The organism is Sphingomonas sp. AX6, assembly GCF_902506605.1.
GTDB lineage: Bacteria > Pseudomonadota > Alphaproteobacteria > Sphingomonadales > Sphingomonadaceae > Sphingomonas.
Genome location: NZ_LR733979.1, coordinates 1,793,693 through 1,816,983, shown reverse-complemented (window position 1 = coordinate 1,816,983; position 23,291 = coordinate 1,793,693). Strand labels below are relative to the sequence as shown.

Sequence of the window (23,291 nt, the reverse complement as noted above, 5' to 3'; positions counted from 1 at the left end):
ACTGACCGTGCTCAATCGGACGGTGGGTTGGTCGTCTGGCCGATGCTCGCCAGCGAAGCCGCCATTCGAACGGGGGTGCCGCGCTCCTTCCGCTCCGAATAACGATCGACCAGCGCCGCGGCGTGCGGACGCATCAACACCGTAAAGCGCACCAGTTCCTCCATGACATCGACGATCCGGTCGTAATAGGCCGACGGCTTCATCCGTCCCGCCTCGTCGAACTCCTGATAGGCTTTGGCGACGCTCGACTGGTTGGGGATGGTGAACATCCGCATCCAGCGACCCAGCAGGCGCAGCGTGTTGACGCTATTGAACGACTGCGATCCCGCCGATACCTGCATGACCGCCAACGTGCGGCCCTGGGTCGGGCGCATCCCGCCGATGTTGAGCGGCAGATGGTCGATCTGGGTTTTCATGATCCCGGTGATCTGGCCGTGGCGTTCGGGGCTGCACCACACTTGTCCCTCGGACCACAGCGACAATTCGCGCAGTTCGTGGACGGCGGGGTGGTCGTCGCCTGCGACCTGGTCCGGCAAAGGCAGGTTCGAAGGGTCGAAAATCCGCGTCTCCGCTCCGAAATAGTGGAGCAACCGCGCGGCTTCCTCGACACACAGGCGAGAGAAGGACCGCTCGCGTAGCGACCCGTAGAGCAGCAGGATACGCGGCGGCGCGTGATCGTTGCCGAGCCCGGTTGCGGGACGTCGATGCGCGTGATCGAGGGTCAATGCGGGGAGATGGTCGGGATCGGCAAGGGTGCGTAGCGGCATCAGGTGTCCTGCGTCGTGACGAGATCGGCGGCGTGGATGAGGATCATCGTCATGCGGGTGCGTTTTCAGGAAACCAGCGCTTGCCCAGGCGAAGCGCGACATGGACCAGCAGAATGAGCACCGGCACCTCTACCAAGGGACCGATGACCGCGGCGAACGCGACCGGGGATGCAAGCCCGAACGCGGCAATCGCGACCGCGATGGCAAGCTCGAAATTATTGCCCGATGCGGTGAAGGCGATGGCGGTGGTGCGCGGATAATCGCCGACGCATATCTTGCCCATCCAGAAACTGACCAGAAACATGATCAGGAAATAGATGCCGAGCGGGATCGCGATACGCAATGCGTCGAGCGGCAGCCGCACCACATCGCCACCCTTCAGGCCGAACATCGCGACGATGGTGAACAGGAGCGCAGCGAGCGTCAGCGGGCCGATGCGCGGCAGGAATATTTGCTCGTACCACGCCTCTCCCCGCCGCGCGACGAGAAGACGGCGCGTCAGGTAACCGGCCAGAAACGGAATGCCGAGATAGATCAGGACGGCCTGCGCAATCGTCCAGAAATCGACGTCGAGTACGCTGCCCTCAAGCCCGAACAGCGGCGGCAGATAGGCCAGGAAGAACCAGGCATAGACGCTGAAGAACAGCAGCTGGAATACCGAATTGAAGGCGACCAGACCCGCAACATACTGATTGTCGCCCCGTGCGAGCTGGTTCCACACCAGCACCATCGCGATGCAGCGCGCCAGCCCGATCAGGATCACCCCGGTCATGTATTCCGGCGTATCGCGCAGGAAGATCACCGCCAGCGCGAACATCAGCACCGGGCCGATCAGCCAGTTCTGGACGAGCGAAAGCGCCAGCACGCGCCGATCGTCGAATAGGCGCGGCAATTCGGCATAACGAACGCGCGCGAGCGGCGGATACATCATCAGGATCAGGCCAATGGCGATGGGGATGTTGGTCGTGCCCACCGACATCGCGTCGAGCGCGTCGGGCAGGCCGGTGAAGATCGTGCCGAGCAGCACGCCCAACGCCATCGCCGCGAAAATCCACAGCGTCAGATAGCGGTCGAGGAAGGACAGTCGTCCGGGCGAAGCGGCGCTGCTCATCCCGAGACGCGCTGGCCATCGGCGTCGATCACCTTTTCACCATCTTCCTTCACAAAGCCGCCACGTTGCGCAGCGGGGATCAGGTCGAGTACCGCTTCCGACGGACGACACAGCTTTACGCCCAGCGGCGATACCACCAGCGGCCGGTTGATCAGCATCGGGTGGGCCATCATCGCATCGACCAGCGCGTCATCGGACAATGTGGCGTCGTCGAGGCGGAGTTCGGCGAACGGCGTCCCCTTTTCGCGGAGCAGAGCGCGCGGGGTGATGCCTGCGCGTTCGATCAGGCCGATCAGCATCGCGCGCGACGGTGGCGTCTTCAGATACTCGACCACATGCGGTTCGATTCCGGCATTGCGGATCATCGCCAGCGCGTTGCGCGACGTGCCGCATTCGGGATTGTGATAGATGACGATATCGGTCGGCATGGGGACGGCTTTCAGCAGCAGGGCGCGAGTTCGGCGATCAGTGGCGCGCAGACCGCTGGCGAACCGGCGCAGCAGTCTTTCAACAAAAACAGATTGAGCGCGCGAAATCCGTCGAGGTCGGCGCGGTAGATGATCGAACGTCCCCGACGCTCGCCCCGTACCAACCCGGCACGCGCCAGGATCGCGAGATGCGCGGACATCGTATTCTGCGGGGTCTCGAGTGCCTCGGCTACATCGCCTGCGGGTAGCCCGCCGGGCTCGTGGCGCACCAAGAGGCGAAACGCTTCCAGCCGCGTCGTTTGGGCCAGCGCGGACAATGCGTCGATCGCGAGATTCGATTCCATATATCCAGAAATAACGATTCAATTCGAACTGGTCAATCGGTCTGACTGGAACAGGCTAGCCCGAGGAAGCCGGAATTGTCCGGCGCTTTCGAGGAATTTTCTGACGTGGCGGCGCGCGATGTGTGCCGATGATCGGCAGGACGTGCCGGATCAAATCTCAGCCGGTCCTGGATCGGCGGCGTGAGAATCGCGGCGCTCAAATGTACACGGGGGCTCATTAGGCCACCTCGAAGGCTTAAAGGGACCGTAAAAGAACTGACCTATGAACGTACCGAACCAAGCACAGCCTGGCGCTCCGTTCCAGCTATCCCCGATATGGTTGGGTCGGCCCGGTTCGAGACTGGACCTCGCGTATGAATTCCTGCGGGCGGGTGAAGAAGCTGTTTTCGACCAGCACGCCCCCGATGATCACCATGGGATGTGTGCGGAGAATATCGATGGCGTGCGGCTCGCCCTGAACCGTTAGCCGATCGCTTGATAGACAAAGTCTTCACGGTCGCTGACCGAAGCCATTCGAGAAGCCTATAGCGATTAGCGCATTTTCTGAATTCTCTGGTCCAGCATCTCGGTTAGGCTGCACGCGTGATCACCGTCCACCATCTCAGAAATTCCCAGTCCGAACGCGTGGTCTGGCTGTGTGAGGAGTTGAATCTCGATTACAGGCTAAAAATCCACGAGCGTCGGTCAGACAACCGCTTGGCGCCCAATGACTACAAGGCCTTGCACGGTGTTGGTACGGCGCCGGTCGTCGTTGACGATGGGTTCGTCATCGCGGAAAGCGGTGCGATCTGCGACTATTTGAATTACCGTTACGGCGGCGGTGCCCTTGCTCCGAATGCTTCCCATGCCGATTATCCCGACCACCTGTTTTGGTTTCATTGGAGCAACGCGTCATACATGGCGGCGCTGTCGATTGAGCGTGTGCTGGCGATGACGGGGGGCTCGGCACCGGCCTTTATCGTCGATCGGGTTCGACGGAGCCAGATGTTGATCGAAAATCGGCCGAGCGGCGCGCCGTATTTCGGCGGAAGCGCGCTGAGTACCGCGGATATCATGATGCTATTCTGCCTGACGACGATGCGCGGCTTTACCGGCGGTTCGCTCAGCGACATGCCCGCCACGCGCGAATATCTAGCGCGGATCGGCGCCCGTCCTGCCTATCGCCGGGCAATGGAAAAGGCAGAGGGCGGACGCACGATCGCGATCGATTGAAGCGCGACGATAACCGATCGCGAATGCGACGATACCAAATCGATAGTTGTCCGCAACGCCATGGGCCTTCAGGTTCGGCATGGCCCCGTGCACCGCACGTCGATGCCGCAAACAAGGGATGAAGCCATGGATAAAATCGCGCTCGTAACCGGTGCGGCGCAGGGCATCGGCTGGGGCATCGCCCAGGCATTGGCAGGCGATGTGACCGCGATCATTCTTGCGGACATCCAACGCGATTTGCTGGCAGAGCGCGCCGATGCGTTGCGTGCGACCGGCACCAAAGTTCATTTCCGGTGTCTGGACATCGGCGACCCGCACGAGGTGGATGATCTGCTGGGCTGGTCGCGGCGGGAAGCCGGGGTGGTCGATATCCTCGTCAACAACGCGGCGATTTCAGGATTGCGCGACGGAGCGAAGGTGCCGCTTCACGAAACCACACAGGTCGAATGGGAACGCTGCGTCGCGATCAACCTTTCCGGACCGTTCTACATGGCGCGCGCCTTTGCGCCGGGAATGATCGATCAGGGCTGGGGGCGGATCGTCAACATTTCGTCGGCGGCCGGGCGGACGTTCGTCCCGCTCGCCTCGGGTGCCTATTCGGCGACCAAGGCCGGTGTGGCCGCACTGACCTGGGGCATGGCCAGCGATCTGGGGCCACATGGCATCACCGTCAATGCGGTGGCACCCGGCCGGATCGAGACACCGACCGGAGCGGCGGTCAAGCGGTCGAGCGAATATCTCGACCGCATTCCGCGCCGACGTTCCGGGGTGCCCGACGACATCGCGGGTGCCGTACGTTATCTGGTGTCCGATGCCGCCGATTACGTCACCGGTACGACGATCGATGTGCATGGCGGGCTTTACATGGGGCCATAAACGCGATGATCTTGCAGTAACGAATAGGGGGAGCGACGGTGTCGAACCGTCGCTCCCCCTTCTTCTTTTCCCGGCTTCAGAAGCGCTTCGTCAATTGTACGCCGAAGGTGCGCGGCTGGCCCCAGGTGACGTTGACCGTCCCCAACGCGCCATTGTCGACGATGTGCGCGAAATATTCCTTATCGGTCAGGTTCTTGACGTACGCTTCGACCGACAAGCTGTCGTCCGCCAATTTCCATCCGATGCGCGCGTTGAAAAGGGCGTAGGCGTCCTGAGATTCGGTCGGCAGATTGTCGGGACCGAAAAATACCTGGTCCTGCCAGCGGCCATCGGCACCGACATAGATCGCGCTACCGCCCAGATCGTGTTCGTAGCGTACCGCGCCACTGATGGTGAATTGCGGCATCAGCACGGGGCGCTTGCCGTCCAACGGCACGTTGCCGATCCGCAGTGTTGCCGGGGCCGAATATTCGCCGTCGAGATAGCCGAGCCCGAGGTCAAGCGACAGGCCGCGGATCGGGGTCGCCGACAATTCTGCTTCGAACCCGCTGATCTTCGCCGAATCGATGTTGAGCAACTGGGTGACGATGACCGTCGCCGAACTCGACGTCGCACCCACTTGGATGTTTTTATAGTCGTTGTGGAACGCGGTGATCGAATAGCGCAACCCGCTGGGCGCGCCGAACGAGCCTTTCAATCCAAGTTCGTAGGCGGTCAGATTTTCGGGCTCGGTGGTGGTGACCGCGGCGTTGCTGGTCGGTAGCGCGCTGTTGACCGCGGCGCTCTTGTATCCGGTCGATATGCTGCCGAACACCATATGGTCGGGATCGAAATGCCAGTCGGCGGCGGCGCGCCAGGTCAGCTTCGATCCGCGCGTGCTGCGCGAGGTGCGGAATACCGGGGTGGCGAAATCCTCGCGCGGGCGACCATTTTGCCCGAACGCGATGTTGGGATACTGGATATCGTCCTTGGTGTAGCGCAGACCCGCAGTCAGGTTGATCGCCGGCGTGATGGCATAGGTGCCCTGACCGAACACCGCATAGCTTTCGCCGTCGCGCTCGGCATAGCTGCCGATACGAAGCGTCGGGATGGTGACCGTGAAAATCCGATCGTCCTTGTAGTAATAGGCGCCGATCGTCCCGTCGAACTTGTCCGAGCTATAGGCGGCGCGCAGTTCCTGCGTCGTCTGTTTGTGTTCGATGAAGAACTGGACGTGCTGTCCTGGCGTGCCGGAGCCATCGACGTCGATATTCTGGATGCGGCGGACCTCGTCATGGCTGGTCAGCGATAACAAGGACCAGCCATCGCCCATGTCCCACTCGCCGCGCAGCCAGCCGCCCCAGTTCTTGTTGTCGATCTCGGCCGAGCCCAATTCCGAATAGGCTTCGTGCGGATTGGGGTCGGGATTGCGGAAATTGCCCGCACCGGGACCGCCCTGGCATTCGCCCGCGAAAATCCGATCGACCGGACAGCGCGCGCCCGTCGCATCAAGCGCTCCGAAGAAGCCGCGCGGCGGGCTCTGCGCCAGATATCGGCCGTAATGGACATTGGCGGTGACCAGGAAGCTGGGCGAGACATCGGCCTCGACCGTCGCGCGCAGCACCGTATTTTCTTGAATGTCGCCATACTCGTCGCGACCGGCCGCGAACAGATTGTCGGTGGTGCCCCCGCGCCGGTTGAACGAGGCGGCGACGCGGGCGCGCAAACCTTTGGTCAGCGGTCCCGACAGGATGTCCTGCACCTTCACATCGTCCCAAGTGCCATAGCTTGCCGTCAGACGACCTTCGAAATCGCTTGTCGGTCGCCGGGTGATCCATGAAATCACCCCGCCGGTGGCGTTGCGTCCCCACAGCGTTCCCTGCGGCCCGCGCAGCACCTCGACTCGTGATCAGTGGGACCCTGGGCAGCATTCCGACATCCGTAGAGTCCCTGATATTCGCTACCCGCGCGCTGCAATAAGTCCGGTAATGGCCAGTCGATCCGCATCGTGCATCGGCGTTGACCCATCGTCTTTCGCGGGAGCGTTGCCGTGCATGAAACCGCCAGTCAGCCACGGCACCTCGTCATCCTGGGTCACCCGGCCCCCGGGAGCTTCAACCATGCGGTCGCTCGGGCTTATGCCGACACGGTCGCCGAATGCGGGCATGATTGCATAATTCGCGACCTCTACGCGCTCGGCTTCGATCCGTTATTGAAGGCATCTGAACGCCCGGGCAGCGACTATGTGGCTTCGCCCGACCTGCAACCCGAGCTAGAGTATGTGACGGATGCCGACATCGTCACGATGGTCTATCCCATCTGGTTCGGGATGCCACCGGCCATCGTCAAAGGCTATGTCGATCGCGTACTGGGTGCCGGGTTCAGTGCACGCAACATCAAGGACGCTACCGCCAATCCGTTCCTGGCGGGCAAGCGCATGGTTCTCTTCTCGTCGTCGGCCACCACCCGGCCCTGGCTGGAAGAGAAGGGTCAGTGGAGCGCGCTGACACAGGCGTTCGACAATTATCTGACCGACATATTCACGTTAGCCGGGACCGAACACGTCCACTTCGATGCCATCGTGCCCGCCTTATCCGGGCGCTTCGTCAACGAAGCACTCGCGCGCGTGCGCGAGAAAGCCTATGCCATCGCAGCCGAAGCGTCGCGCGCAAGACACGCCAAGTTCACCAGAGCAGTGGTTGCCGCCCGGATGGGCAAGCGGGACTGAGGATCGTCCTTACCCCCGTGACAACTACCTATTCCGACGTCTCGGTGCGGCGCGGTACGGACAGCGATGACATCAATCGCGACGCTTACGATGAACCCGGCAATCGATGTAGCTTATGAGGCGGACCGCGTGATGCCCATGCATAAGGTCCGCTCCCACGAAGAACATTATGATCCGGGCGGCGGCGGTATCAATGTTGCCCGCGTCATCGGTCGGTTGGGTGGCAAGGTCCACGCGTATTATCTCGCCGGCGGAGCCACCGGTGACGCGCTCGATGGATTGCTCGATCTTCACCCGATGGAACGCTCTCGCATCGATATCGTCGGCAACACGCGGATCAGCACATCGGTTTACGAGCGCGAAAGCGGCCAGAAATATCGATTCGTGCCTTCAGGGCCTACCGTGACGCCTGACGAGTGCCGCAAGGTCATCGATCGTCTGAACCGATTATCGTGCGGCTATCTAGTCGCCAGCGGTTCATTACCGCTGGGTGCGCCAGACGATTTCTATCGTCAGGCATGTGCCGTCGCGCGGCAGCGCGAGATCAAATTCGTGCTCGATACGTCGGGTTCCGCCTTTAAACATGGCTTGGACGGCGGCAGCATTTTCTTGATCAAGCCCAGTCTTGGAGAGCTTCGGAAACTGGTTGGGCTTCCCCTCGATGGCATCGACGCGATCGCCCACACTGCAATGGAAATCGTCCGCAGCCGCAAAAGTGAATATGTCGCCGTCACGATGGGGCATGAAGGCGCTCTGTTTGCGGGGCAATCAGGCGTTTTCTTCGCTCCCGCACTGGCTGTGGAGGCGAAAAGCGCGGTCGGCGCAGGCGACAGCTTCCTGGGGGCGATGGTCCACGCCTTTGCGGCGCGTGAAGACCCACTAGCAGCATTTCGATACGGTATGGCGGCGGGCGCGGCCGCGGTCCAGACGCCGGGCACCGATTTGTGCCACCGCGAGGAAGTGGACCGGTTATTCCGCTTGGGTGCGATGCCGCAGCCGCTTCGTCAGATCGTCTGACCCCACGAAAACATCAGGAAGGCGGGTACGCGGTAGGTGCGATCTGCGTGAACGCCTCGCGCAGCACCTCAGCAGATCCCCGAAGCGCAGCCAATTCCATTGGCGGCAGATCCAGCGGTAAAATTCGTTCCACGCCGCTGGCACCGATGACGCACGGCAAGCTTAGATATACGTCGGAAATCCCGAGTTCTCCCGTCATCAGGGTGGAAACGGGCAAGACCGCCTGTTCATCGCGCACGATCGCCTCGCAGATGCGCACGATCGCGGTCGCGATGCCAAACGACGTGTAACCCTTGCCTGCAATGATCGTATAGCCAGCGTCCCGCACGTCGGTAGCGAGTGTCGCAAAATCCGGCTCAGTCCCTGCACTCGCAAAAGTGGCAAGCGGCAAGCCGCCAATGCGTACCGTCGATAGCGCAGCTACCTCGCTATCTCCGTGTTCGCCCAGCACGAAGCCATCGATCGAAACGGGTGCCACATTCACCAGCGCGGCTAGCGCCTGTCGCATACGGGCAGAATCCAACAGTGTTCCGGTTCCAATCACCTGTGCCGACTTCAGCCCCGATGCACGCAGCGCGATTTGCGCCATCAAATCCACCGGGTTGGCAGCAATCACCAATACACCAGAAAAACCGGCATCCATGAGAGAACCAATGCATGCTGTCATGATCTCAGCGCTCCGCGCAGCGACCGACAATCTGGTCTCGCTACCATGGGTTGCTGCGCCAGCGGTGACGACGACGACCTGCGCTCTGGCGGCATCTTCGTAGGTTCCTGCCCAGATGCGCGCGGGCCGGGCGAGTGCGTTGGCATCCGACAAATCAGCCGCCTCGGCTGACGCGAGTGCCATGTCTTCGTCCAGCAAGACGATTTCGTGAACCAATGCGCGTAACATAAGCGCGTAAGCCGCCGTGGCTCCGACGTGACCGGCCCCGATGATCGCAATACGATGGAGTTGGCTCAATGATGCTTCCTTGATCTGGAACGTGATTGCTCCATCCAATGCGCTGGTGGTGAGCCGCCCGACATCCGTATCATCCCTGATAGGCGCCGCGCTCCATCGCGCCCAAATCCCGGTTGCAACGTTGCGGGACACGACAATGAAAATCATAATTGAGATGGCGCACAGACACTTGCGCAGAGTGGCTTCTCCACAGTGGCCGCCTTCATGGACGTCCTGAAGCAGCTTGCAATTGCGACCTTGATGGTTTCGGTGACCGTGCTGGTCCATTTCATCGGGCTATCCGGATTGCTCGCGCTGATCGGTCGATATCGCCCCAGCGCCGGTCGCACGCGGAGCATCATGAGCGATGCAGCGGCAATTCTCGCTGCGGCTTTCGGCTTGTTCGCACTGCACGGAATTGAGATCTGGAGCTATGCGCTGCTGTACTGGAGCACCTCGGCCATCCAGACCTTCGAAGCGGCGCTCTACTTCTCCACCTCTACATATGCGACGATCGGGTACGGAGACCTGGTCCTTCCGGCCAACAGTCGACTTATCGGTGCCATTGAGGGCGCGAATGGAATCATTTTGCTCGGATGGTCCACCGCGTTCTTCTTCGCCGTCGTGGATCGGATGAAGCTGCTCGAACGCGAATTGGAGAATGCGAATTGATGATTAGCAGGGCGACCCGCAATTCGCGCACCACCCTGATCCTGGCAGCTTTATTGACTGTCGGCTGCACACCACTTCGGGGCCAGATCTCACTGGTTCCACACAATGAAACCTTCGATGTCGAAGCAGCCTTCCTGGGGCGAACGGAGGGGGTCGGCTCCCTTAAAATAATGTTCGCTCCTAGACGCTCAATGCACGTTCGCGGACAAGGCCGGCTGGAAGACGACGGCACGCTCGTCCTACAACAATTGGTCGAGCAAGCAGGCAAGCGAAGCGTACTACGTACATGGCGGATCAATGAAGTGGCGCCCGGTCATTATGCTGGAACCCTAACCGATGCAGCCGGGCCAGTGTTGCTCGATATCCGAGGCGACCGTCTCCAGATCCGCTACACCCTGAAGTCCGGGGGAACGACGGCCGAGCAGTGGTTGACCAAGCAAGCCGACGGCTCGATCGCCAACCATATGACGTTCAAGCGGTTGGGCGTCCGGGTGGCCACACTCAGCGAAACCATTCGACGGATCGATTAGCGTGCGCGCTTTCAGGCTGTCGAGGAAGCGAGCGTATCGCGTGCGTAAAGCTTCTTGACCCAGACATAGAGACACACGGTCAGCGGCGCTGCCAGCAACACCCCCAGTAATCCGAACAGCAATCCGAACGCCACCAGCGCAAACAGCGTGAGCGCCGGCGGTAGATCGACTGATTGCTGTTGCACGAGCGTGGTTATCAAATTCCCCTCAATCTGCTGGATGCCGAAGTACAGCAGCGCGACCATCGCGGCCTTCTCCCATCCCACCGCAAGTGCCAGCAGGATGGCCGGCACTGCCGATGCGAATGGCCCCGCGACCGGCACGAATTCGAGAAGTCCGGCGATAAGCCCCAGCGCCAGCGGCGAGGGGACATCCAGCAGCCAGAGCCCGACCCCGGCCAGTAACCCGACAAGGGTCATCGCTACCAACTGTCCGACCAGCCACTTGCGCAACGCGGTTCCGGCAGCGATCAACGCTTCGCGGACATTGGCACGATGGCGATAGGGGAATGACGCCACCAGCCCATCGAGATAACGCTGCGGCTGAGCCGCGATGTAAATCCCGGCCACCAGTGAAAGCAAAAGACCGGAAAGCGCAGCGCCAATCCCGCCGAGCAGGCTCCCGACCGCGCTCAATACGGCGCCGCCGTTCGGTGCCATCTCTTGCAACTGCACCAGGATCTGGCGGTCCAGATCCAGCAATCCGGTTCGAGTTTTGAACAGTGACCATGCCGCAGGCAGTTGCGAGAAGAGGCTTTGCATCTGGACGCTGAACTGGCTGCCGAACAGGAGCAGGATGAAGCCGACAGCTGCGAGCAGCAATGCCACGGCAAGCGTGAGACTGACCCCATGAGGAAGCTTCGTCCACCGGGATACCGGGGCCGCCGCCGCCTGAAATATCACCGCGAACAGAACCGCTGCAAACACCATGAGGATGAACGAGCGTAGTTGCCAAACAATCAATATCGAGCACACCACACCGACCACGATCAGGGTGATGCGGACGATGTCCATGCTGCCACGCGCGCGCATCAGACCGAAGTCCCGACGATCCGACCGATCCCTGCAGTGAGCGCCATTGCGAGCGCACCCCAAAACGCAACTCGGCCAGTCGCGCGGCCAATATTCGCTCCCCCCGCTACAGCGCCGAGCGTGCCAAGAAGGGCAAGAAACAACAACGAGGCGATGGCGACAATTGGTATGAGCTGAGCAACCGGCGTCAGTATGACCGTCATCAGCGGCAGTGCAGCCCCCCCGGTAAAGGTGGCCGCCGAGGTCAATGCCGCCTGAAGCGGACGCGCTGTCGTCAGTTCCGAAATGCCAAGCTCGTCGCGCGCATGTGCGCCCAACGCATCCTGCGCCATCATCTGGACTGCGACCTTTTGCGCGGTATCGCGATCGACGCCCCGCCGCATGTAGATGGCCGCAAGCTCGGCACGTTCAGCGTCAATATCGCCGGCGAGTTCGATCCTTTCGCGCGCCAGTTCTCCGCGTTCGGTATCGGATTGGGAACTTACCGAGACATATTCGCCCGCCGCCATCGACATCGCGCCGGCGACCAGGCCCGCCGAACCAGCAAGCAGAATATCGCCGCGTCCCCCCGATGCTGCCGCGATGCCAAGGACCAGGCTGGCGGTCGATACGATGCCGTCATTGGCACCGAGGACGGCAGCACGCAGCCAGCCGACACGAGCGACCCGATGTCCTTCCAGATGCCGTTTGCCGACGGTCATGCGGTCAACTCCGCATGGATCAACGGGGCATAACTGACTTCGCGAGCTTTTCCTTGTCGAGAAACGAAAACCTTTGTGATCTCCGTGACGACGAGCAATCCGCCTGCTGCTGCTATCGCGCGCAGATAGTCCGCCCCCTCCATCGGCGCGGTTCCAAGTACGCTGCCCGCGATCGGCAGATATTGAACGACGAGCTGCAACATAAGCGCACTTCCAACACCGACCAGCAACCACGGATTGCCGAACAGTGGGAGCCGGAACAGCGCGGTCCGCTCCGATCGCATGCCCAGCACATAAGCGTTCTGGAACAGCACGGTGGTAAACAGGACGAAGTTTCGTGCAGCCTCGACCGAGGCGCCCCGTTCCAGTTGCCACGCGAACAGCGCAATCGCCGTCGCCGCCATGTAAAGTGCGGGCGGAACGATCATCATCAACGCCGTACGATCGATCAGCGGTTGACTTGGTGGGCGAGGCGGTCGTTTCAGGGAATCTCCGGTGCCGCGTTCGAAGCCGAGCGTCACGTCCTGCATGCCGTTGGTGACGACATTTAACCACAACAGTTGCACGGCTGCGAGCGGCATCGGTAGCCCAAGCATCAGCGCCGCAGCGAACATCACAACTTCGCTCAATCCAGTGCTGACCAGCACGATCACGATCCTGCGGACATTGTCGTAGGTCGTACGCCCTTCCCCGATGCCACTGACGATCGATGCGAAATTGTCGTCGGTAAGCACTAGATCCGCGACCCCACGCGCGACATCGGTGCCACCCTTGCCCATCGCAACGCCGATATGGGCAGCCTTCAGCGCCGGTGCGTCGTTCACCCCGTCGCCCGTCACCGCGACGAGATGCCCGTTCGCTTGAAGCGCCTGGACCAACGCCAGTTTCTGCGCGGGTTCGAACCGGGCGAGCACCCTTGCCGTTGCCAGACGATCGCGAAGATCGCCACCTGACAGCGCCGCGATCTGCGCCCCAGTTGCGACCTGATCTTCACGATCCGCGATGCCGAGGGTTCGAGCGATGGCGAGCGCAGTGGCAGGATGGTCGCCAGTCACCATTCGTACGCCGATCCCGGCATCGCGGCACGCGGCGATTGCAGCCGGAACTTCGGAGCGCACCGGATCGGACAGGCATATGAGGCCGCGGAGCGTAAGCTTTACCGGGTGCGCAGGATCGGGAGATGCGCTTCCGCTCGCGACCGCAAGCACACGATATCCCGCTGCTGCCAGTCGGATTGCTTCGGCGGCGATACCAGACGGCACGTCAACGCACATCGGCAAGATGGTCTCGACCGCGCCCTTTGCGTGCAGAACGTCACACCCGGCGCGGCGAACTAGTGCCGCAGCAAATTTAAGCGCGGGCTCGTAGGGCTGGCGTGCCAGCAACTGCGACTCCTCGCGCAGCTTGCCGACGTCGATGCCGATCTCACGCGCAAAGGCCAGCAGGGCGACGTCGACTGCGTCGCCAACTGCGCCATCCGGGGTCTCGGTTGCCTCATTACCCAGCGCTCCAGATCGAGCCAGGGCAGTCATCGCATCATCGGCGGCGATACCGCGCCAAGCGGGAGCATCGAGATTTCGGCCATCGGGCAACAGAACATGCTCGACCGAAAGGCGATTGAGGGTAAGCGTCCCGGTCTTGTCGGTTGCAATGATGGTACAGGCGCCCAGCCCCTCGACCGCGGGTAGCGACCGCACGATCACGTGGCGCTGCGCCATGCGCCAGCTCGCGGCGGCGAGCGCGACGGTAACTGCGATCGGCAGTCCTTCGGGGATCGCCGACACCGCCAGCGCGACCGCGAGCAGGAAGATGTCCTGGGGCGGTGCGCCCCGCCAGGCCAGCGCCAGTCCGAACATTAGGATCACCACCACAGCGCCGATCGCGATTTGGCGGCTGAGCCGCTTCATTTGCAGCACCAGTGGAGAGGCGGTTGCAGGGGCGGCCGACAGAGACCCTGCGACGGCACCAAGTGCGGTGTCCTTACCAATCGCTACGACCACGCCGACGCCACGTCCGCTGGTGATCGTGGTTCCGGCGTGCGCAAGCGTCGACCGGTCACCCGTGGGCGCATCCGACGCCACGGTTGCGCCGCTATCCTTGCCGACGGCAGCCGCCTCTCCGGTCAGCAGGCTTTCGTCCACAGTCAGCACATTGCTCTCGACCAGTCGAATGTCGGCGGGAACCTGCATCCCGCTTTCCAACTCGACGATATCGCCCGGCACGATGGCGTCCGCAGATATCTGGGTTAGCGTGCCGTCGCGGCGAACATGTGCGATATGTTGAATCATCTGGTGCAGGGCATCGGCGCTCGAACCCGCCTTGGCTTCCTGCGTCGTCCCAATCACCGCATTGAGCAAGAGCACGCCCAGGATGAAGCCGGCGTCCACCCAATCCCGCATCGCCATTGCGATCACGCTGGCGACGAGCAGCAGGTAGATTAATGGGCTCCGAAACTGACCGATAAACAGCGCCGAAGCCCGGATTGGTTTCGCACGGGGGAGTCTGTTCGCGCCGTACTTGGCCGACCGCTTGCTGGCGGTTGTGCTGGTTAGTCCGGCCATCGACGCATCGAGGCGTACAAGCGCTTCCGCCGACGGCATCGCGTGCCAGATCGCCGTGCCGTTCGCAATTTCCGTCTTCGCCATCGGGCAAAGTTATCGGCGGCGAGAGCGAGATATAATAAGGGATACTACCGATATGTTGGGCAACGGCCGCGATCGCGGACTACGCACAAGCGCGTAATTCGCACACCCCGCGTCGCTGCTAGCTTCCGGCTCATGAACATCTTGATCCCACGCCCGCCGGCTCCATTCCGCACCACCATCGCCGCTCGTCAGAACATGAGCAGCGTCCTCGCCGTCTTATTGATGGTCGGGAGCGTCGCAGTGCCGATTTCAGCGCTCGCCCAATCGTCGGCTCCGCCAATCACAGTGTCCGACGCCGTGGAAAAACTGAAACCGGGCGAATTCATTTGGGCGCCGCAAGTCGCGCCAGAAGGGCCGATGATGATCGTCGTCAGCCTTCAACGGCAACGCGCTTATGTCTATCGCAACGGGGTGATCATCGGCGTGTCCACCGTGTCGACAGGCAGCGAGGGGCGCGAAACGCCGACCGGCATCTTCACCGTTCTGCAAAAGGATATCGACCATAAGTCGAACCTGTATGACGACGCGCCGATGCCGTTCATGCAACGGCTGACCTGGGACGGCATCGCGATGCACGCGGGCAAGGTTCCGGGCTTTCCGGCCTCACACGGCTGTATTCGCCTGCCAACCGAATTCGCCAAGATGCTGTACGGCGTCACGGTGCGGGGCATGACAGTCATCATCAGCGACGATGCGCCGGTGCCAAGGGTCGCCCCATCGCCTGGCATGTTGACCGCGAATGAGGATCCGCCATCGCGGGCAGAGGCGGTACTCTGGCAGCCCGAGTTGGCGCCTGCGGGCCCGATCTCCATCATCATCAGCGCTGCCGATCAGCGGTTGGTCGTGCTGCGCAACGGCAAACAGATCGGGTCCGCCCCCATCGCATTGCGACACGCCGTACTGCGGCCGGCAGCCTATATGGTGCGCGCGGTGGATGAGGCGGGATTGCACTGGCTGTCGGTCGCATTGCCGTGGGACAAATCCACTGCCGCCGTGCCCGATGAAGTACCTCCGAAAGACCGCATCGTCGTGGACGACGCGTTCAAGCAGGGACTGGTTAAGCTTCTATCGCCGGGCACCACCGTGGTCATCACGCCGGATACGCTGAGCGCAGGAAGCACCGGCGCGCCGATCGTGATCCTGGCGGATGGAGACTGAGATCGGACGCTCCCGGTATTTGCCGATCGTCTATGGGGCGCTCTCGATTATCGCGCCGCCAGCGCATCCCGAACCACAGCCAGTACGACCCGATCTGCCAGCGGCTTTTTAAGCACTGCGTGAAACCCCTCGTCCGCCGCTCGTGCTGCGAGATCGTGATCCGTGGACGACGTAATCAAGATCGCTGGCCCCGACCACCCGCCCGACCGCAACCGGCGCAGCAACGCGAACCCGTCCATCGCCGGCATGTTGAGATCGGATACCAGGCATGCGCTGATCTGCGATGCGGGATCGGCGAGCAGCATATCGGGATGGGCGTAAGCACGAACGTCGTAATCGCTGGCATGAAGCAAGAGTTGCAGCTTCCGCCGCACTATCATGTCGTCGTCGACAAGTGAGATTGGAATTCGTTGGTTGGAATTCGGCGCGGCTTGGGCCGACATCAGCATATCCTCGTTGAAGTCCATTCCCGAGGATCGACCAGTCAGCAGACCACGTCGTTAGGTAGTGTTCCCATAAATGGGGATCAGTCGTCAGCGCCCAGTTTCGCCGCAAACGCAATTTGCAGCACATCGGACAGGCTCGTCGCTCCCAGCTTGCGCATCAGATTGGCGCGGTGGATCTCGACCGTGCGCGACGAGATTCCCAGATCGAAAGCAATCGTCTTGTTGGGATGGCCTTGAATCAGCCCGGCAACCACGTCCCGCTCTCGCCCGGTCAGCGACGCCAACTGAAGGGTCGCGTCTGCCGCGCTCATTTGCAGCCGGTCCCCCTGCCGTAGCCGATTGAACGCTTTATCGACGGCGCCGAGCAACGCCGTCTTTTCGAATGGCTTTTCCAGAAAATCGACCGCACCCGCCTTCATCGCCCGGACAGCGAGGGTAATGTCGCCGTGACCCGTGAGCATAACGACAGGCAGGGCAATGCCGCGATCGATCATCGCCTGCTGAACCTCCAACCCGTCCATGCCAGGCATTCGGATGTCGAGCAGGACGCAGCCCGGCACCGCCGATTTGGCCTGCGCCAGAAATGCGTCGCCAGATGCGTAAGGGACGACCAGAAAGCCCGAAGTCTTCAACAGGAATCCCGCCGACCTGCGGATCGCGTCGTCGTCATCGACCAGATGGACGGTACGCTCAGTCACTTGCGGTCTCCTCCGGTTCGGCCAGCATCAAGGTGAAGTGGAAGGCCGTACCGCCGTCCGGTCGAGGGTTTGCCCAGATCCGCCCACTATGCGCCTCGATGATGGTGCGGCAGATCGAAAGACCCAGGCCAAGCCCTTCCTCCTTGCTCGTTTCGAAAGCCTGAAACAGCCGGGGCAGCATATCGGGGGCAATTCCTGTACCGGTATCGGCAACGGTTACCCGAACTAGGTTAGCCTCTTCGGGTGCGCTTGAGATGTGCAGTTCGCGCCGCGGGCCGTCCGCCATGGCGTGCACCGCATTGTGGATCAAGTTGATCAGGACTTGCTGAATCTGGACATTCTCGACCAGCACCCAGTCCGTCGCGGGATCGAGGGCGAACGTCGCGCGGATTCCCTTTTGTGCCGCGCCCACCAGCCCGAGCGCGACGGCTTCTTCGATCACTTGCCGCAAGCTGGTGACTTGGCGATCGACATCGCCGCGCGCGACGAATGCGCGCAGGCGCCGCACAATCTGTCCCGCGCGCAGCGATTGCCCGGCAGCATCGTCCAGCGCTTCGCGTACCAGCGCCAGCGTCTGTGGATCGGGATCGGCAAGCATGTCGCGCGTCGCCTCCAGATAATTGGCGATCGCGGTCAACGGCTGATTGAGTTCATGTGCAAGTGTCGATGCCATCGTCCCCATCGCGCTCAGGCGGGATACATGGATGAGTTCGGATTGAAGTTCCTGCAAACGCAACTCGGTGAGGCGGCGATCGGTGAGGTCGCGGACAAAGCCGGTAAACAGCCGCTGGCCGCCGCTGACGGTCTCCCCAACCGCCAGCTCCATCGGGAAAGTCGTGCCGTCTTGCTTCAGGCCCGTCACCAATCGGGTATGCCCGATCACCCGGCGTTCGCCCGTTGTCAGGTAACGGGTCAGATATCCGTCATGCCGTCCCCGGTCGGGTTCGGGCATCAGCATGCTGACGTTACGCCCCATCACGTCGGCCTCGGCAAAGCCGAATAGCCGCTCTGCCGCCGCGCTGAACGAACAGATCGTTCCGTCATCGGCAATGACGACCATCGCGTCGGGTACGGTCTCCAGGATCGAGCGGAGATGACTTTCCCGGCGTTCGAGTGCCGCTTCGGCTGCCTTCTGGTCTGTGATGTCGCGCACGACCTTGCCGAAACCGCGTAGCGCCCCGGCTTCGTCTCGCAAGGCCGTCATCGTGACGCTGGCGAGAAATTCCGAGCCGTCCTTGCGTAGCCGCCAGCTCTCCTCTTCGAACCGGCCGAGCGCAGTGGCGCGTGCGAGATCGCTTTGGGGCTTCCCGGCCGCCACCTCGTCGGCTGGATAGAAGATTGCGAAGTCGTGACCAACGATCTCCGCGGCAGTCCAGCCCTTTATCCGCTCGGCACCGCGATTCCAGATGGTTACGCGCCCGTCGGGATCAAGCAGATAGATCGCATAGTTGGTCGCGCCATCGATCAGCAGCGCCAGTTCGTCACGCATCCCGGCTATCGATTGAGCGCCGGAGGGCTCGGAACCGTCAATGTCACTGGAGTCCAGAAAGCTGGCCATTGGTAATGGCTATACTCGTCATCCCCAGGATGACCAGCGCGAGCAGCGCAGACCCGATTTTCAGGCGCGCGCGCTCGACGAGTGTGAAGCCTGTATTTGAACTGGTCGTTGCGAACATGGCGTCTTCCTCATCGGATGGCTGCCACGGTCATCGACCGCCACGTCGGTGCGCGGAATAAGGACATCTACGGATACGGCGTTCTCCCGCTCCAGTTCAAAAGGCCCATGATGCAACCGGCAACCAGCCGATCCGCATCGAAAGGATGCGAGAGTATGACCGACAACTGGAGCCGCGATTTGACGACCCGGACAGGGTTCAGCTTCCATGTTCGTGCCGTACGTCTTGACGACAAACCGGCGCTTGCCGAATTCTTCTCCAACGTGTCGCTCGACGACCTGAGGTTCCGTTTTCTGACCGGGCTGAACGTCGTCGGCCACGATCGGATCGCCGCCATGATCGACGTCGATCACCGCCAGAAGGAGAGTTTTCTGGCAATCGCTGCGGACGGCACCACGATCATCGCTGCCGCGATGCTCGCGTGCGACGCGGCAATGGACGTCGGCGAGGTCGCGATCAGTATCCGCTCCGATCACAAGGGACGCGGCGTCAGCTGGGAATTGCTCGAGCATATCGCGCATTTTGCCGAGGCTGTGGGCGTCAAGACGCTGCAATCGATCGAAAGCTACGCGAACCACGCCGCGATCGAACTGGAGCGCGACATGGGGTTCACCGTGCGCAGCTATCCGGACGATCCCACGCTGATGCTGGTCGAACGCAAACTGCCCTTGCCCGTCGACGCCTGATCGGCGGTTTCTGCCGCTTTATCGATCCATTCCTGAAAGGGCCACTATGACAAATTCGATTCTTGTCCCCGATGAACGCGCACTCGCCGACGAACGCGAAGCACAGCCCGCGGTTCACCATGATCCACAGGGTTTCTCGGACCATTTCGCGCTTGGTTTTACGAAGCTGCTGCGGTTCAGTGCCGATACCTTTTTCGCCAAGCGGTACGGACACCGCGCGATCGTTCTTGAAACCGTGGCGGCGGTGCCGGGCATGGTCGGCGCGATGTTCACCCACCTCAATTGTCTGCGTTGGATGAAAGGCGATGAAGGCTGGATCCGCACTTTGATGGAGGAAGCCGAAAACGAGCGGATGCATCTCATGACCTTCATCGAGATCGCCAAGCCGACCTGGTTCGAGCGCATGACGATTCTGCTTGTCCAGGGAATTTTCCTCATCGGCTTTTCGCTGCTCTATCTGTTCTCGCCACGCACTGCCCACCGCGTCGTCGGTTATTTCGAGGAGGAGGCGGTGACTAGCTACACGCTATACCTTCAGGAGATCGACGAAGGCCGTTCGCTCAACGTGCCTGCACCCGCGATCGCCAAGCATTATTGGAAGATGGCCGACAATGCGACGCTACGCGATGTGGTCCTGTTGGTTCGGGCGGACGAGGCGCACCATCGCGACGTCAATCATGGATACGCCAGCAAGCTCAATGGCGATCCTGTCGATCAAGCGCTCGCTGCAGCGTATCCGGACCACGCCACCGATATCCGGATGAATGCATGAGCCGGCTTTCGCCATTTCTAGGCGCAAGCGAGCCTGATTAACCACTTGAAGCGTTTAATCCCCGAACAGTTCAACAGCAGGAGCTTATCATGACCGACCTCACGAAAATCCGCGAGCATATGGAAGTCATCGGCGCCGACGGCGTGCATGTCGGCACGGTCGACAAGGTGAAGGGCGATCGGATCAAACTGACCAAGAAGGACAGCGGCGAAGGCCATCATGCCGGACATCACCATTATATCTCGACGGGGCTCGTCGCCACAATCGAAGGCGACCGCGTCCGCTTATCGGCAAACGGAGACGTTGCGGTGACATTCGAGGAAGAAAAGCACGACTAAGGCGCGTCGTCCCGGTGCAAGTGGAACTAAGCGACTTGCGCGAGCCCGAGACGATAGGGCGCGAGACGTCGCGCAATCCAACGTCATCTGTGTTATGAGCGGGTCATCACCAGGCCCGCTCGAGCATCTTGTGACTGAGGGGCATTGCACCCTCGCTATGCGAAAGGGTTGGTCGTGGACATTAATTATCTGCTCAAGCGGGAGCAAGTCTCGCTTCTGCGTGCCAAGTCTGCCCGGAGCATAGAAGCGCGTATTGCGCATGCGGGACTGGCACGGGGCTATGCCGCCAAGTTGCGCGAAAGCACCTATCCGCATGCGTCGGGCCAAATGCCCAAACCGCGCGTGTAGCTTGATCGCAGGGATGCGGCTCGTAATTGCCCATCGGCTGTGGCGCGGGGCGACGATCCGCGGAAACAAAGTCTCTTGCGGGTTTAAGGCACAGGGCGCGCGGTCCGATCGCGGCTACCAAGTCACCCACCCACCTCGTTACCGTCGGCGCCTTCCCAGATGTGCCGGCGCGACGATGCCCTCTGCCTCCAGTCGCCGCCAACGATCGAAACGCGCCGACGTCAGCGTGCCGTCCGCGAGCGCTGCCTGAACCGCGCAGCCGGGCTCAACCCCATGTGCGCAGTCCGAAAAGCGGCAACGCTGTGCCGCCAAGATAAAGTCGTCGAATACCTCGGATATCCCCGTGGTCGCGTCTGGCAGTTGCAATTCGCGCATACCCGGCATGTCGAGCAGCCATCCGCCCCGGTCGAGCCTGTGCATCTGGCGCACGGTGGTCGTGTGGCGCCCCGTATCGTCGCTTGTGCGGACTTCTTGGGTTGCGATGCTGTCCGAGCTGCGCATCGTATTGACGAGCGTCGATTTGCCGACGCCAGAGGAACCCATCAGCGCCACGGTTTTTCCTTTGCCGCACCATTTGGCGAGGTGGGCTACGCTTTCGGGATCGCGCCCGTCGACGGTTTCGACGTGCAATCCGGGCTCGATCGCGCGCACCGCGGCAGCGAAAACATCCGGTGTGTCCGTAAGGTCGGTCTTGGTAAGGACCACGACCGCATTCACCCCCACCTCACGCGCCAGCACAAGATAGCGCTCCAGCCGCGCAACGCTGAAATCCTGGTTGCAGGAGGCGACGATGAACACCGTGTCGATATTTGCGGCGATCATTTGTTCCTTGCGCGGATCGCCTGGTGCACGCCGTTTGAACAGGTTGCGACGGCGAAGGACCCGCGTCGGTAGCAGCGTACCCTGGTCGATCAGCACCCAGTCGCCGACCGTGGGGTGATCGTCAGACGGGAGGGCGCCCGGAATATAAGGAGTGATCGAATGGTGCGATCCTTCGCCCGCGACCGCAATCTCACCGCGATGAACTGCCATTACCCGGACGGGGCGGCATTGCCGAGCTTCCTCAACCGAAATCTGATCGCCGAAATGTGAATTCCAGCCAAGTTCTTCCAGTGTCGCATCATCAGGGTTCATACGGCCTCAGTTGCGTCGTTCTCTCCGAGCCGACAAGCGCTTTTCCCGTACGACGAACCCTGTCCGCTTTCGCTACATTGGCGGATAGAGCCGCTTTCCATGACGTCCAAAGGAGATGCTGATGGGTTAATGCCAACCGCGTGGCTATAGGCGGGGCAGCGCAATTTAGGCATTCAGATACACGCATGGCCCGCAAACAATCGAAACGTGACCCCTACGGACACCTACCCGTCCAGGAAGATACTCCGGTAGAGGCAGTGATATGCTGGCTCTGTAGCCGGCCCACTGGCAAGACCATTGTCTGGCACCATCCCATACCCAAAAGCCGCGGCGGGCGCGACGTCGTGCCCATGCACCCCATTTGCCAACAAACGCTGACCGCCAATTTCACCAACTCCGAACTACAACGTCATGGCACGGATGTGGCGGGATTGCTGGCCGATCCGAAGGTGCGCAAATTCGTCGATTGGGTAGCGAGCAAGGATCCGGATTTCACGGCGACCATCGTCAAAAACAAGCGTTGATCGATGTGTTTCTAATTCACCGCTGTTGGCAATCGTCACTCAATCTGGGGCTGGGGCGGTCTCACCCTTGGCCCCAACCATCGTCGATACCCTTTTTCCTAGCGGGCCCGGTGCGTCGGCTCTCACGAAAAGCGTCATGTTTGAGCGGCAGCTTTCGGGATCCATGCGAAGCGTCTCGAACAGCCGATTAGAGGGCGCAAAGCCGCCGTGGGTCGCACCCGAAGCAGATCAAGCATTTATTTTGAACAAAGCGTTCAAGAGGCGCAGGCGCTTATCCACGAGCCGACTCTGGCCTTGGAGCCGCCTTAGTGTGGTTTGGACCGCCCTTAGCGCGCGTATGGCCCCGCTTTAATGTGTGGGATCACTAATCGGACCCACTAAAAGTCTTGCCCGCTCCGCTCGTGAAACCAAGGCGACTCCGAAAAAAACCCGTAGCGCGAAACCCGCTTACGACCGCATCTTCCCGGTAGATACTCGATAACCGGCCCGATCTCGCGGAATGGCTACGGTAGGTAGCACCCGGCAAA

At 61.4% G+C, this 23,291-nt stretch carries 25 protein-coding genes; 11 read left to right on the top strand and 14 right to left on the bottom strand.

Going from position 1 to position 23,291, the window contains the following annotated elements; translation table 11 throughout:
- Positions 1–11: 11 nt before the first annotated feature.
- Genes arsH through ENHY17A_RS08750 form a run of 4 tightly spaced genes read right to left on the bottom strand, consistent with a single transcriptional unit; the run spans position 12 to position 2,650 of the window.
- Positions 12–767, bottom strand: coding sequence for an arsenical resistance protein ArsH (gene arsH, locus ENHY17A_RS08765; RefSeq protein ID WP_159711948.1), 756 nt, complete (start codon positions 765–767; stop codon positions 12–14).
- Positions 768–816: 49 nt separating this feature from the next.
- Positions 817–1,878 (bottom strand): ACR3 family arsenite efflux transporter, encoded by a 1,062-nt coding sequence (gene arsB, locus ENHY17A_RS08760; protein WP_159711946.1) that lies wholly within the window; start codon positions 1,876–1,878, stop codon positions 817–819.
- Positions 1,875–2,306 carry an arsenate reductase (glutaredoxin) gene (gene arsC, locus ENHY17A_RS08755; protein ID WP_159711944.1) on the bottom strand — a complete coding sequence of 144 codons (432 nt, stop codon included), beginning with the start codon at positions 2,304–2,306 and terminating at the stop codon, positions 1,875–1,877. Before arsC ends, arsB begins: the two co-directional genes overlap by 4 nt.
- Before the next feature lie 11 nt (positions 2,307–2,317).
- Positions 2,318–2,650 carry an ArsR/SmtB family transcription factor gene (locus ENHY17A_RS08750; RefSeq protein ID WP_159711942.1) on the bottom strand — a complete coding sequence of 111 codons (333 nt, stop codon included), beginning with the start codon at positions 2,648–2,650 and terminating at the stop codon, positions 2,318–2,320.
- A gap of 582 nt (positions 2,651–3,232) precedes the next feature.
- On the opposite strand from ENHY17A_RS08750, the gene ENHY17A_RS08745 reads away from it, so the two are divergent.
- Together ENHY17A_RS08745 and ENHY17A_RS08740 are read left to right on the top strand one after the other, a co-directional pair.
- Complete coding sequence (locus ENHY17A_RS08745) at positions 3,233–3,862, top strand: glutathione S-transferase family protein (RefSeq protein WP_159711940.1); 630 nt, start codon at positions 3,233–3,235, stop codon at positions 3,860–3,862.
- A gap of 126 nt (positions 3,863–3,988) precedes the next feature.
- On the top strand, positions 3,989–4,738 hold the full coding sequence (locus ENHY17A_RS08740) for an SDR family NAD(P)-dependent oxidoreductase (protein WP_159711938.1): 750 nt from the start codon (positions 3,989–3,991) through the stop codon (positions 4,736–4,738).
- Between the two features lie 76 nt (positions 4,739–4,814).
- On the opposite strand, the gene ENHY17A_RS08735 is transcribed toward ENHY17A_RS08740, so the two are convergent.
- Positions 4,815–6,614, bottom strand: a complete 1,800-nt coding sequence (locus ENHY17A_RS08735) for a TonB-dependent receptor (RefSeq protein ID WP_159711936.1) — start codon at positions 6,612–6,614, stop codon at positions 4,815–4,817.
- 153 nt (positions 6,615–6,767) lie between these two features.
- Here ENHY17A_RS08735 and ENHY17A_RS08730 point away from each other — a divergent pair, with 153 nt between their 5' ends.
- Complete coding sequence (locus ENHY17A_RS08730; protein WP_159711934.1) at positions 6,768–7,445, top strand: NAD(P)H-dependent oxidoreductase; 678 nt, start codon at positions 6,768–6,770, stop codon at positions 7,443–7,445.
- Positions 7,446–7,511: 66 nt separating this feature from the next.
- Complete coding sequence (locus tag ENHY17A_RS08725; protein WP_159711932.1) at positions 7,512–8,462, top strand: 1-phosphofructokinase family hexose kinase; 951 nt, start codon at positions 7,512–7,514, stop codon at positions 8,460–8,462.
- A 13-nt stretch (positions 8,463–8,475) separates the two neighbouring features.
- On the opposite strand, the gene ENHY17A_RS08720 is transcribed toward ENHY17A_RS08725, so the two are convergent.
- Positions 8,476–9,573: an L-lactate dehydrogenase gene (locus tag ENHY17A_RS08720; protein ID WP_159711930.1), complete on the bottom strand. Its 1,098-nt coding sequence runs from the start codon at positions 9,571–9,573 to the stop codon at positions 8,476–8,478.
- A gap of 57 nt (positions 9,574–9,630) precedes the next feature.
- Between ENHY17A_RS08720 and ENHY17A_RS08715 the strand changes: the two genes are divergently transcribed.
- Positions 9,631–10,077: a potassium channel family protein gene (locus tag ENHY17A_RS08715; RefSeq protein ID WP_159711928.1), complete on the top strand. Its 447-nt coding sequence runs from the start codon at positions 9,631–9,633 to the stop codon at positions 10,075–10,077.
- Complete coding sequence (locus ENHY17A_RS08710; protein ID WP_236548041.1) at positions 10,077–10,607, top strand: DUF3833 family protein; 531 nt, start codon at positions 10,077–10,079, stop codon at positions 10,605–10,607. Before ENHY17A_RS08715 ends, ENHY17A_RS08710 begins: the two co-directional genes overlap by 1 nt.
- Before the next feature lie 11 nt (positions 10,608–10,618).
- Here the strand turns inward: ENHY17A_RS08710 and ENHY17A_RS08705 are convergent, their stop codons facing one another.
- From ENHY17A_RS08705 to ENHY17A_RS08695, 3 genes are read right to left on the bottom strand one after another with little or no spacing between them, the layout of a single operon-like run.
- Positions 10,619–11,638, bottom strand: coding sequence for an AI-2E family transporter (locus tag ENHY17A_RS08705; RefSeq protein WP_236547828.1), 1,020 nt, complete (start codon positions 11,636–11,638; stop codon positions 10,619–10,621).
- A complete protein-coding gene (locus tag ENHY17A_RS08700; RefSeq protein ID WP_159711922.1) occupies positions 11,638–12,339 on the bottom strand; it encodes a VIT1/CCC1 transporter family protein in 702 nt (233 codons plus the stop codon). The genes ENHY17A_RS08705 and ENHY17A_RS08700 overlap by 1 nt, the downstream gene beginning before the upstream one ends.
- On the bottom strand, positions 12,336–14,984 hold the full coding sequence (locus ENHY17A_RS08695) for a cation-translocating P-type ATPase (RefSeq protein WP_159711920.1): 2,649 nt from the start codon (positions 14,982–14,984) through the stop codon (positions 12,336–12,338). The genes ENHY17A_RS08700 and ENHY17A_RS08695 overlap by 4 nt, the downstream gene beginning before the upstream one ends.
- 195 nt (positions 14,985–15,179) lie before the next feature.
- Here ENHY17A_RS08695 and ENHY17A_RS08690 point away from each other — a divergent pair, with 195 nt between their 5' ends.
- Positions 15,180–16,142: a L,D-transpeptidase gene (locus tag ENHY17A_RS08690; RefSeq protein ID WP_159714379.1), complete on the top strand. Its 963-nt coding sequence runs from the start codon at positions 15,180–15,182 to the stop codon at positions 16,140–16,142.
- A 47-nt stretch (positions 16,143–16,189) separates the two neighbouring features.
- Here the strand turns inward: ENHY17A_RS08690 and ENHY17A_RS08685 are convergent, their stop codons facing one another.
- The 4 genes from ENHY17A_RS08685 to ENHY17A_RS08670 all read right to left on the bottom strand — a co-directional run bounded on the left by ENHY17A_RS08685 (position 16,190) and on the right by ENHY17A_RS08670 (position 18,962).
- Entirely contained in the window at positions 16,190–16,585 is a 396-nt protein-coding gene (locus ENHY17A_RS08685; protein ID WP_159711918.1) for a response regulator transcription factor, read from the bottom strand.
- A gap of 83 nt (positions 16,586–16,668) precedes the next feature.
- Positions 16,669–17,286: a response regulator transcription factor gene (locus tag ENHY17A_RS08680; protein WP_159711916.1), complete on the bottom strand. Its 618-nt coding sequence runs from the start codon at positions 17,284–17,286 to the stop codon at positions 16,669–16,671.
- Positions 17,279–18,775, bottom strand: a complete 1,497-nt coding sequence (locus ENHY17A_RS08675) for a PAS domain-containing sensor histidine kinase (RefSeq protein WP_159711914.1) — start codon at positions 18,773–18,775, stop codon at positions 17,279–17,281. Before ENHY17A_RS08675 ends, ENHY17A_RS08680 begins: the two co-directional genes overlap by 8 nt.
- A gap of 43 nt (positions 18,776–18,818) precedes the next feature.
- Positions 18,819–18,962, bottom strand: a complete 144-nt coding sequence (locus tag ENHY17A_RS08670) for a hypothetical protein (RefSeq protein WP_159711912.1) — start codon at positions 18,960–18,962, stop codon at positions 18,819–18,821.
- A gap of 155 nt (positions 18,963–19,117) precedes the next feature.
- Between ENHY17A_RS08670 and ENHY17A_RS08665 the strand changes: the two genes are divergently transcribed.
- The 3 genes from ENHY17A_RS08665 to ENHY17A_RS08655 all read left to right on the top strand — a co-directional run bounded on the left by ENHY17A_RS08665 (position 19,118) and on the right by ENHY17A_RS08655 (position 20,758).
- A complete protein-coding gene (locus ENHY17A_RS08665) occupies positions 19,118–19,648 on the top strand; it encodes a GNAT family N-acetyltransferase (RefSeq protein ID WP_159711910.1) in 531 nt (176 codons plus the stop codon).
- Between the two features lie 46 nt (positions 19,649–19,694).
- Entirely contained in the window at positions 19,695–20,420 is a 726-nt protein-coding gene (locus tag ENHY17A_RS08660) for an alternative oxidase (protein ID WP_159711908.1), read from the top strand.
- 89 nt (positions 20,421–20,509) lie between these two features.
- On the top strand, positions 20,510–20,758 hold the full coding sequence (locus ENHY17A_RS08655) for a DUF2171 domain-containing protein (protein WP_159711906.1): 249 nt from the start codon (positions 20,510–20,512) through the stop codon (positions 20,756–20,758).
- Between the two features lie 486 nt (positions 20,759–21,244).
- On the opposite strand, the gene rsgA is transcribed toward ENHY17A_RS08655, so the two are convergent.
- Positions 21,245–22,138, bottom strand: coding sequence for a ribosome small subunit-dependent GTPase A (rsgA, locus tag ENHY17A_RS08650; RefSeq protein ID WP_443018293.1), 894 nt, complete (start codon positions 22,136–22,138; stop codon positions 21,245–21,247).
- 287 nt (positions 22,139–22,425) lie between these two features.
- Here rsgA and ENHY17A_RS08645 point away from each other — a divergent pair, with 287 nt between their 5' ends.
- On the top strand, positions 22,426–22,764 hold the full coding sequence (locus tag ENHY17A_RS08645) for a hypothetical protein (protein WP_159711902.1): 339 nt from the start codon (positions 22,426–22,428) through the stop codon (positions 22,762–22,764).
- Positions 22,765–23,291 lie beyond the last annotated feature (527 nt).

What these genes read in the sequence shown, in the direction of transcription:
- ENHY17A_RS08645 (WP_159711902.1), top strand. Translation starts at nt 22,426, where the DNA reads ATGGCCCGCAAACAATCGAAACGTGACCCCTACGGACACCTACCCGTC.
- ENHY17A_RS08670 (WP_159711912.1), bottom strand. Translation starts at nt 18,962, where the DNA reads ATGTTCGCAACGACCAGTTCAAATACAGGCTTCACACTCGTCGAGCGC.
- arsH (WP_159711948.1), bottom strand. Translation starts at nt 767, where the DNA reads ATGCCGCTACGCACCCTTGCCGATCCCGACCATCTCCCCGCATTGACC.
- ENHY17A_RS08665 (WP_159711910.1), top strand. Translation starts at nt 19,118, where the DNA reads ATGACCGACAACTGGAGCCGCGATTTGACGACCCGGACAGGGTTCAGC.
- arsB (WP_159711946.1), bottom strand. Translation starts at nt 1,878, where the DNA reads ATGAGCAGCGCCGCTTCGCCCGGACGACTGTCCTTCCTCGACCGCTAT.
- ENHY17A_RS08725 (WP_159711932.1), top strand. Translation starts at nt 7,512, where the DNA reads ATGACATCAATCGCGACGCTTACGATGAACCCGGCAATCGATGTAGCT.
- rsgA (WP_443018293.1), bottom strand. Translation starts at nt 22,138, where the DNA reads ATGGCAGTTCATCGCGGTGAGATTGCGGTCGCGGGCGAAGGATCGCAC.
- ENHY17A_RS08655 (WP_159711906.1), top strand. Translation starts at nt 20,510, where the DNA reads ATGACCGACCTCACGAAAATCCGCGAGCATATGGAAGTCATCGGCGCC.
- ENHY17A_RS08675 (WP_159711914.1), bottom strand. Translation starts at nt 18,775, where the DNA reads ATGCGTGACGAACTGGCGCTGCTGATCGATGGCGCGACCAACTATGCG.
- ENHY17A_RS08715 (WP_159711928.1), top strand. Translation starts at nt 9,631, where the DNA reads ATGGACGTCCTGAAGCAGCTTGCAATTGCGACCTTGATGGTTTCGGTG.
- ENHY17A_RS08720 (WP_159711930.1), bottom strand. Translation starts at nt 9,573, where the DNA reads ATGATTTTCATTGTCGTGTCCCGCAACGTTGCAACCGGGATTTGGGCG.
- ENHY17A_RS08660 (WP_159711908.1), top strand. Translation starts at nt 19,695, where the DNA reads ATGACAAATTCGATTCTTGTCCCCGATGAACGCGCACTCGCCGACGAA.
- ENHY17A_RS08700 (WP_159711922.1), bottom strand. Translation starts at nt 12,339, where the DNA reads ATGACCGTCGGCAAACGGCATCTGGAAGGACATCGGGTCGCTCGTGTC.
- ENHY17A_RS08690 (WP_159714379.1), top strand. Translation starts at nt 15,180, where the DNA reads ATGAGCAGCGTCCTCGCCGTCTTATTGATGGTCGGGAGCGTCGCAGTG.
- ENHY17A_RS08710 (WP_236548041.1), top strand. Translation starts at nt 10,077, where the DNA reads ATGATTAGCAGGGCGACCCGCAATTCGCGCACCACCCTGATCCTGGCA.
- ENHY17A_RS08740 (WP_159711938.1), top strand. Translation starts at nt 3,989, where the DNA reads ATGGATAAAATCGCGCTCGTAACCGGTGCGGCGCAGGGCATCGGCTGG.
- ENHY17A_RS08685 (WP_159711918.1), bottom strand. Translation starts at nt 16,585, where the DNA reads ATGTCGGCCCAAGCCGCGCCGAATTCCAACCAACGAATTCCAATCTCA.
- arsC (WP_159711944.1), bottom strand. Translation starts at nt 2,306, where the DNA reads ATGCCGACCGATATCGTCATCTATCACAATCCCGAATGCGGCACGTCG.
- ENHY17A_RS08705 (WP_236547828.1), bottom strand. Translation starts at nt 11,638, where the DNA reads ATGCGCGCGCGTGGCAGCATGGACATCGTCCGCATCACCCTGATCGTG.
- ENHY17A_RS08695 (WP_159711920.1), bottom strand. Translation starts at nt 14,984, where the DNA reads ATGGCGAAGACGGAAATTGCGAACGGCACGGCGATCTGGCACGCGATG.
- ENHY17A_RS08750 (WP_159711942.1), bottom strand. Translation starts at nt 2,650, where the DNA reads ATGGAATCGAATCTCGCGATCGACGCATTGTCCGCGCTGGCCCAAACG.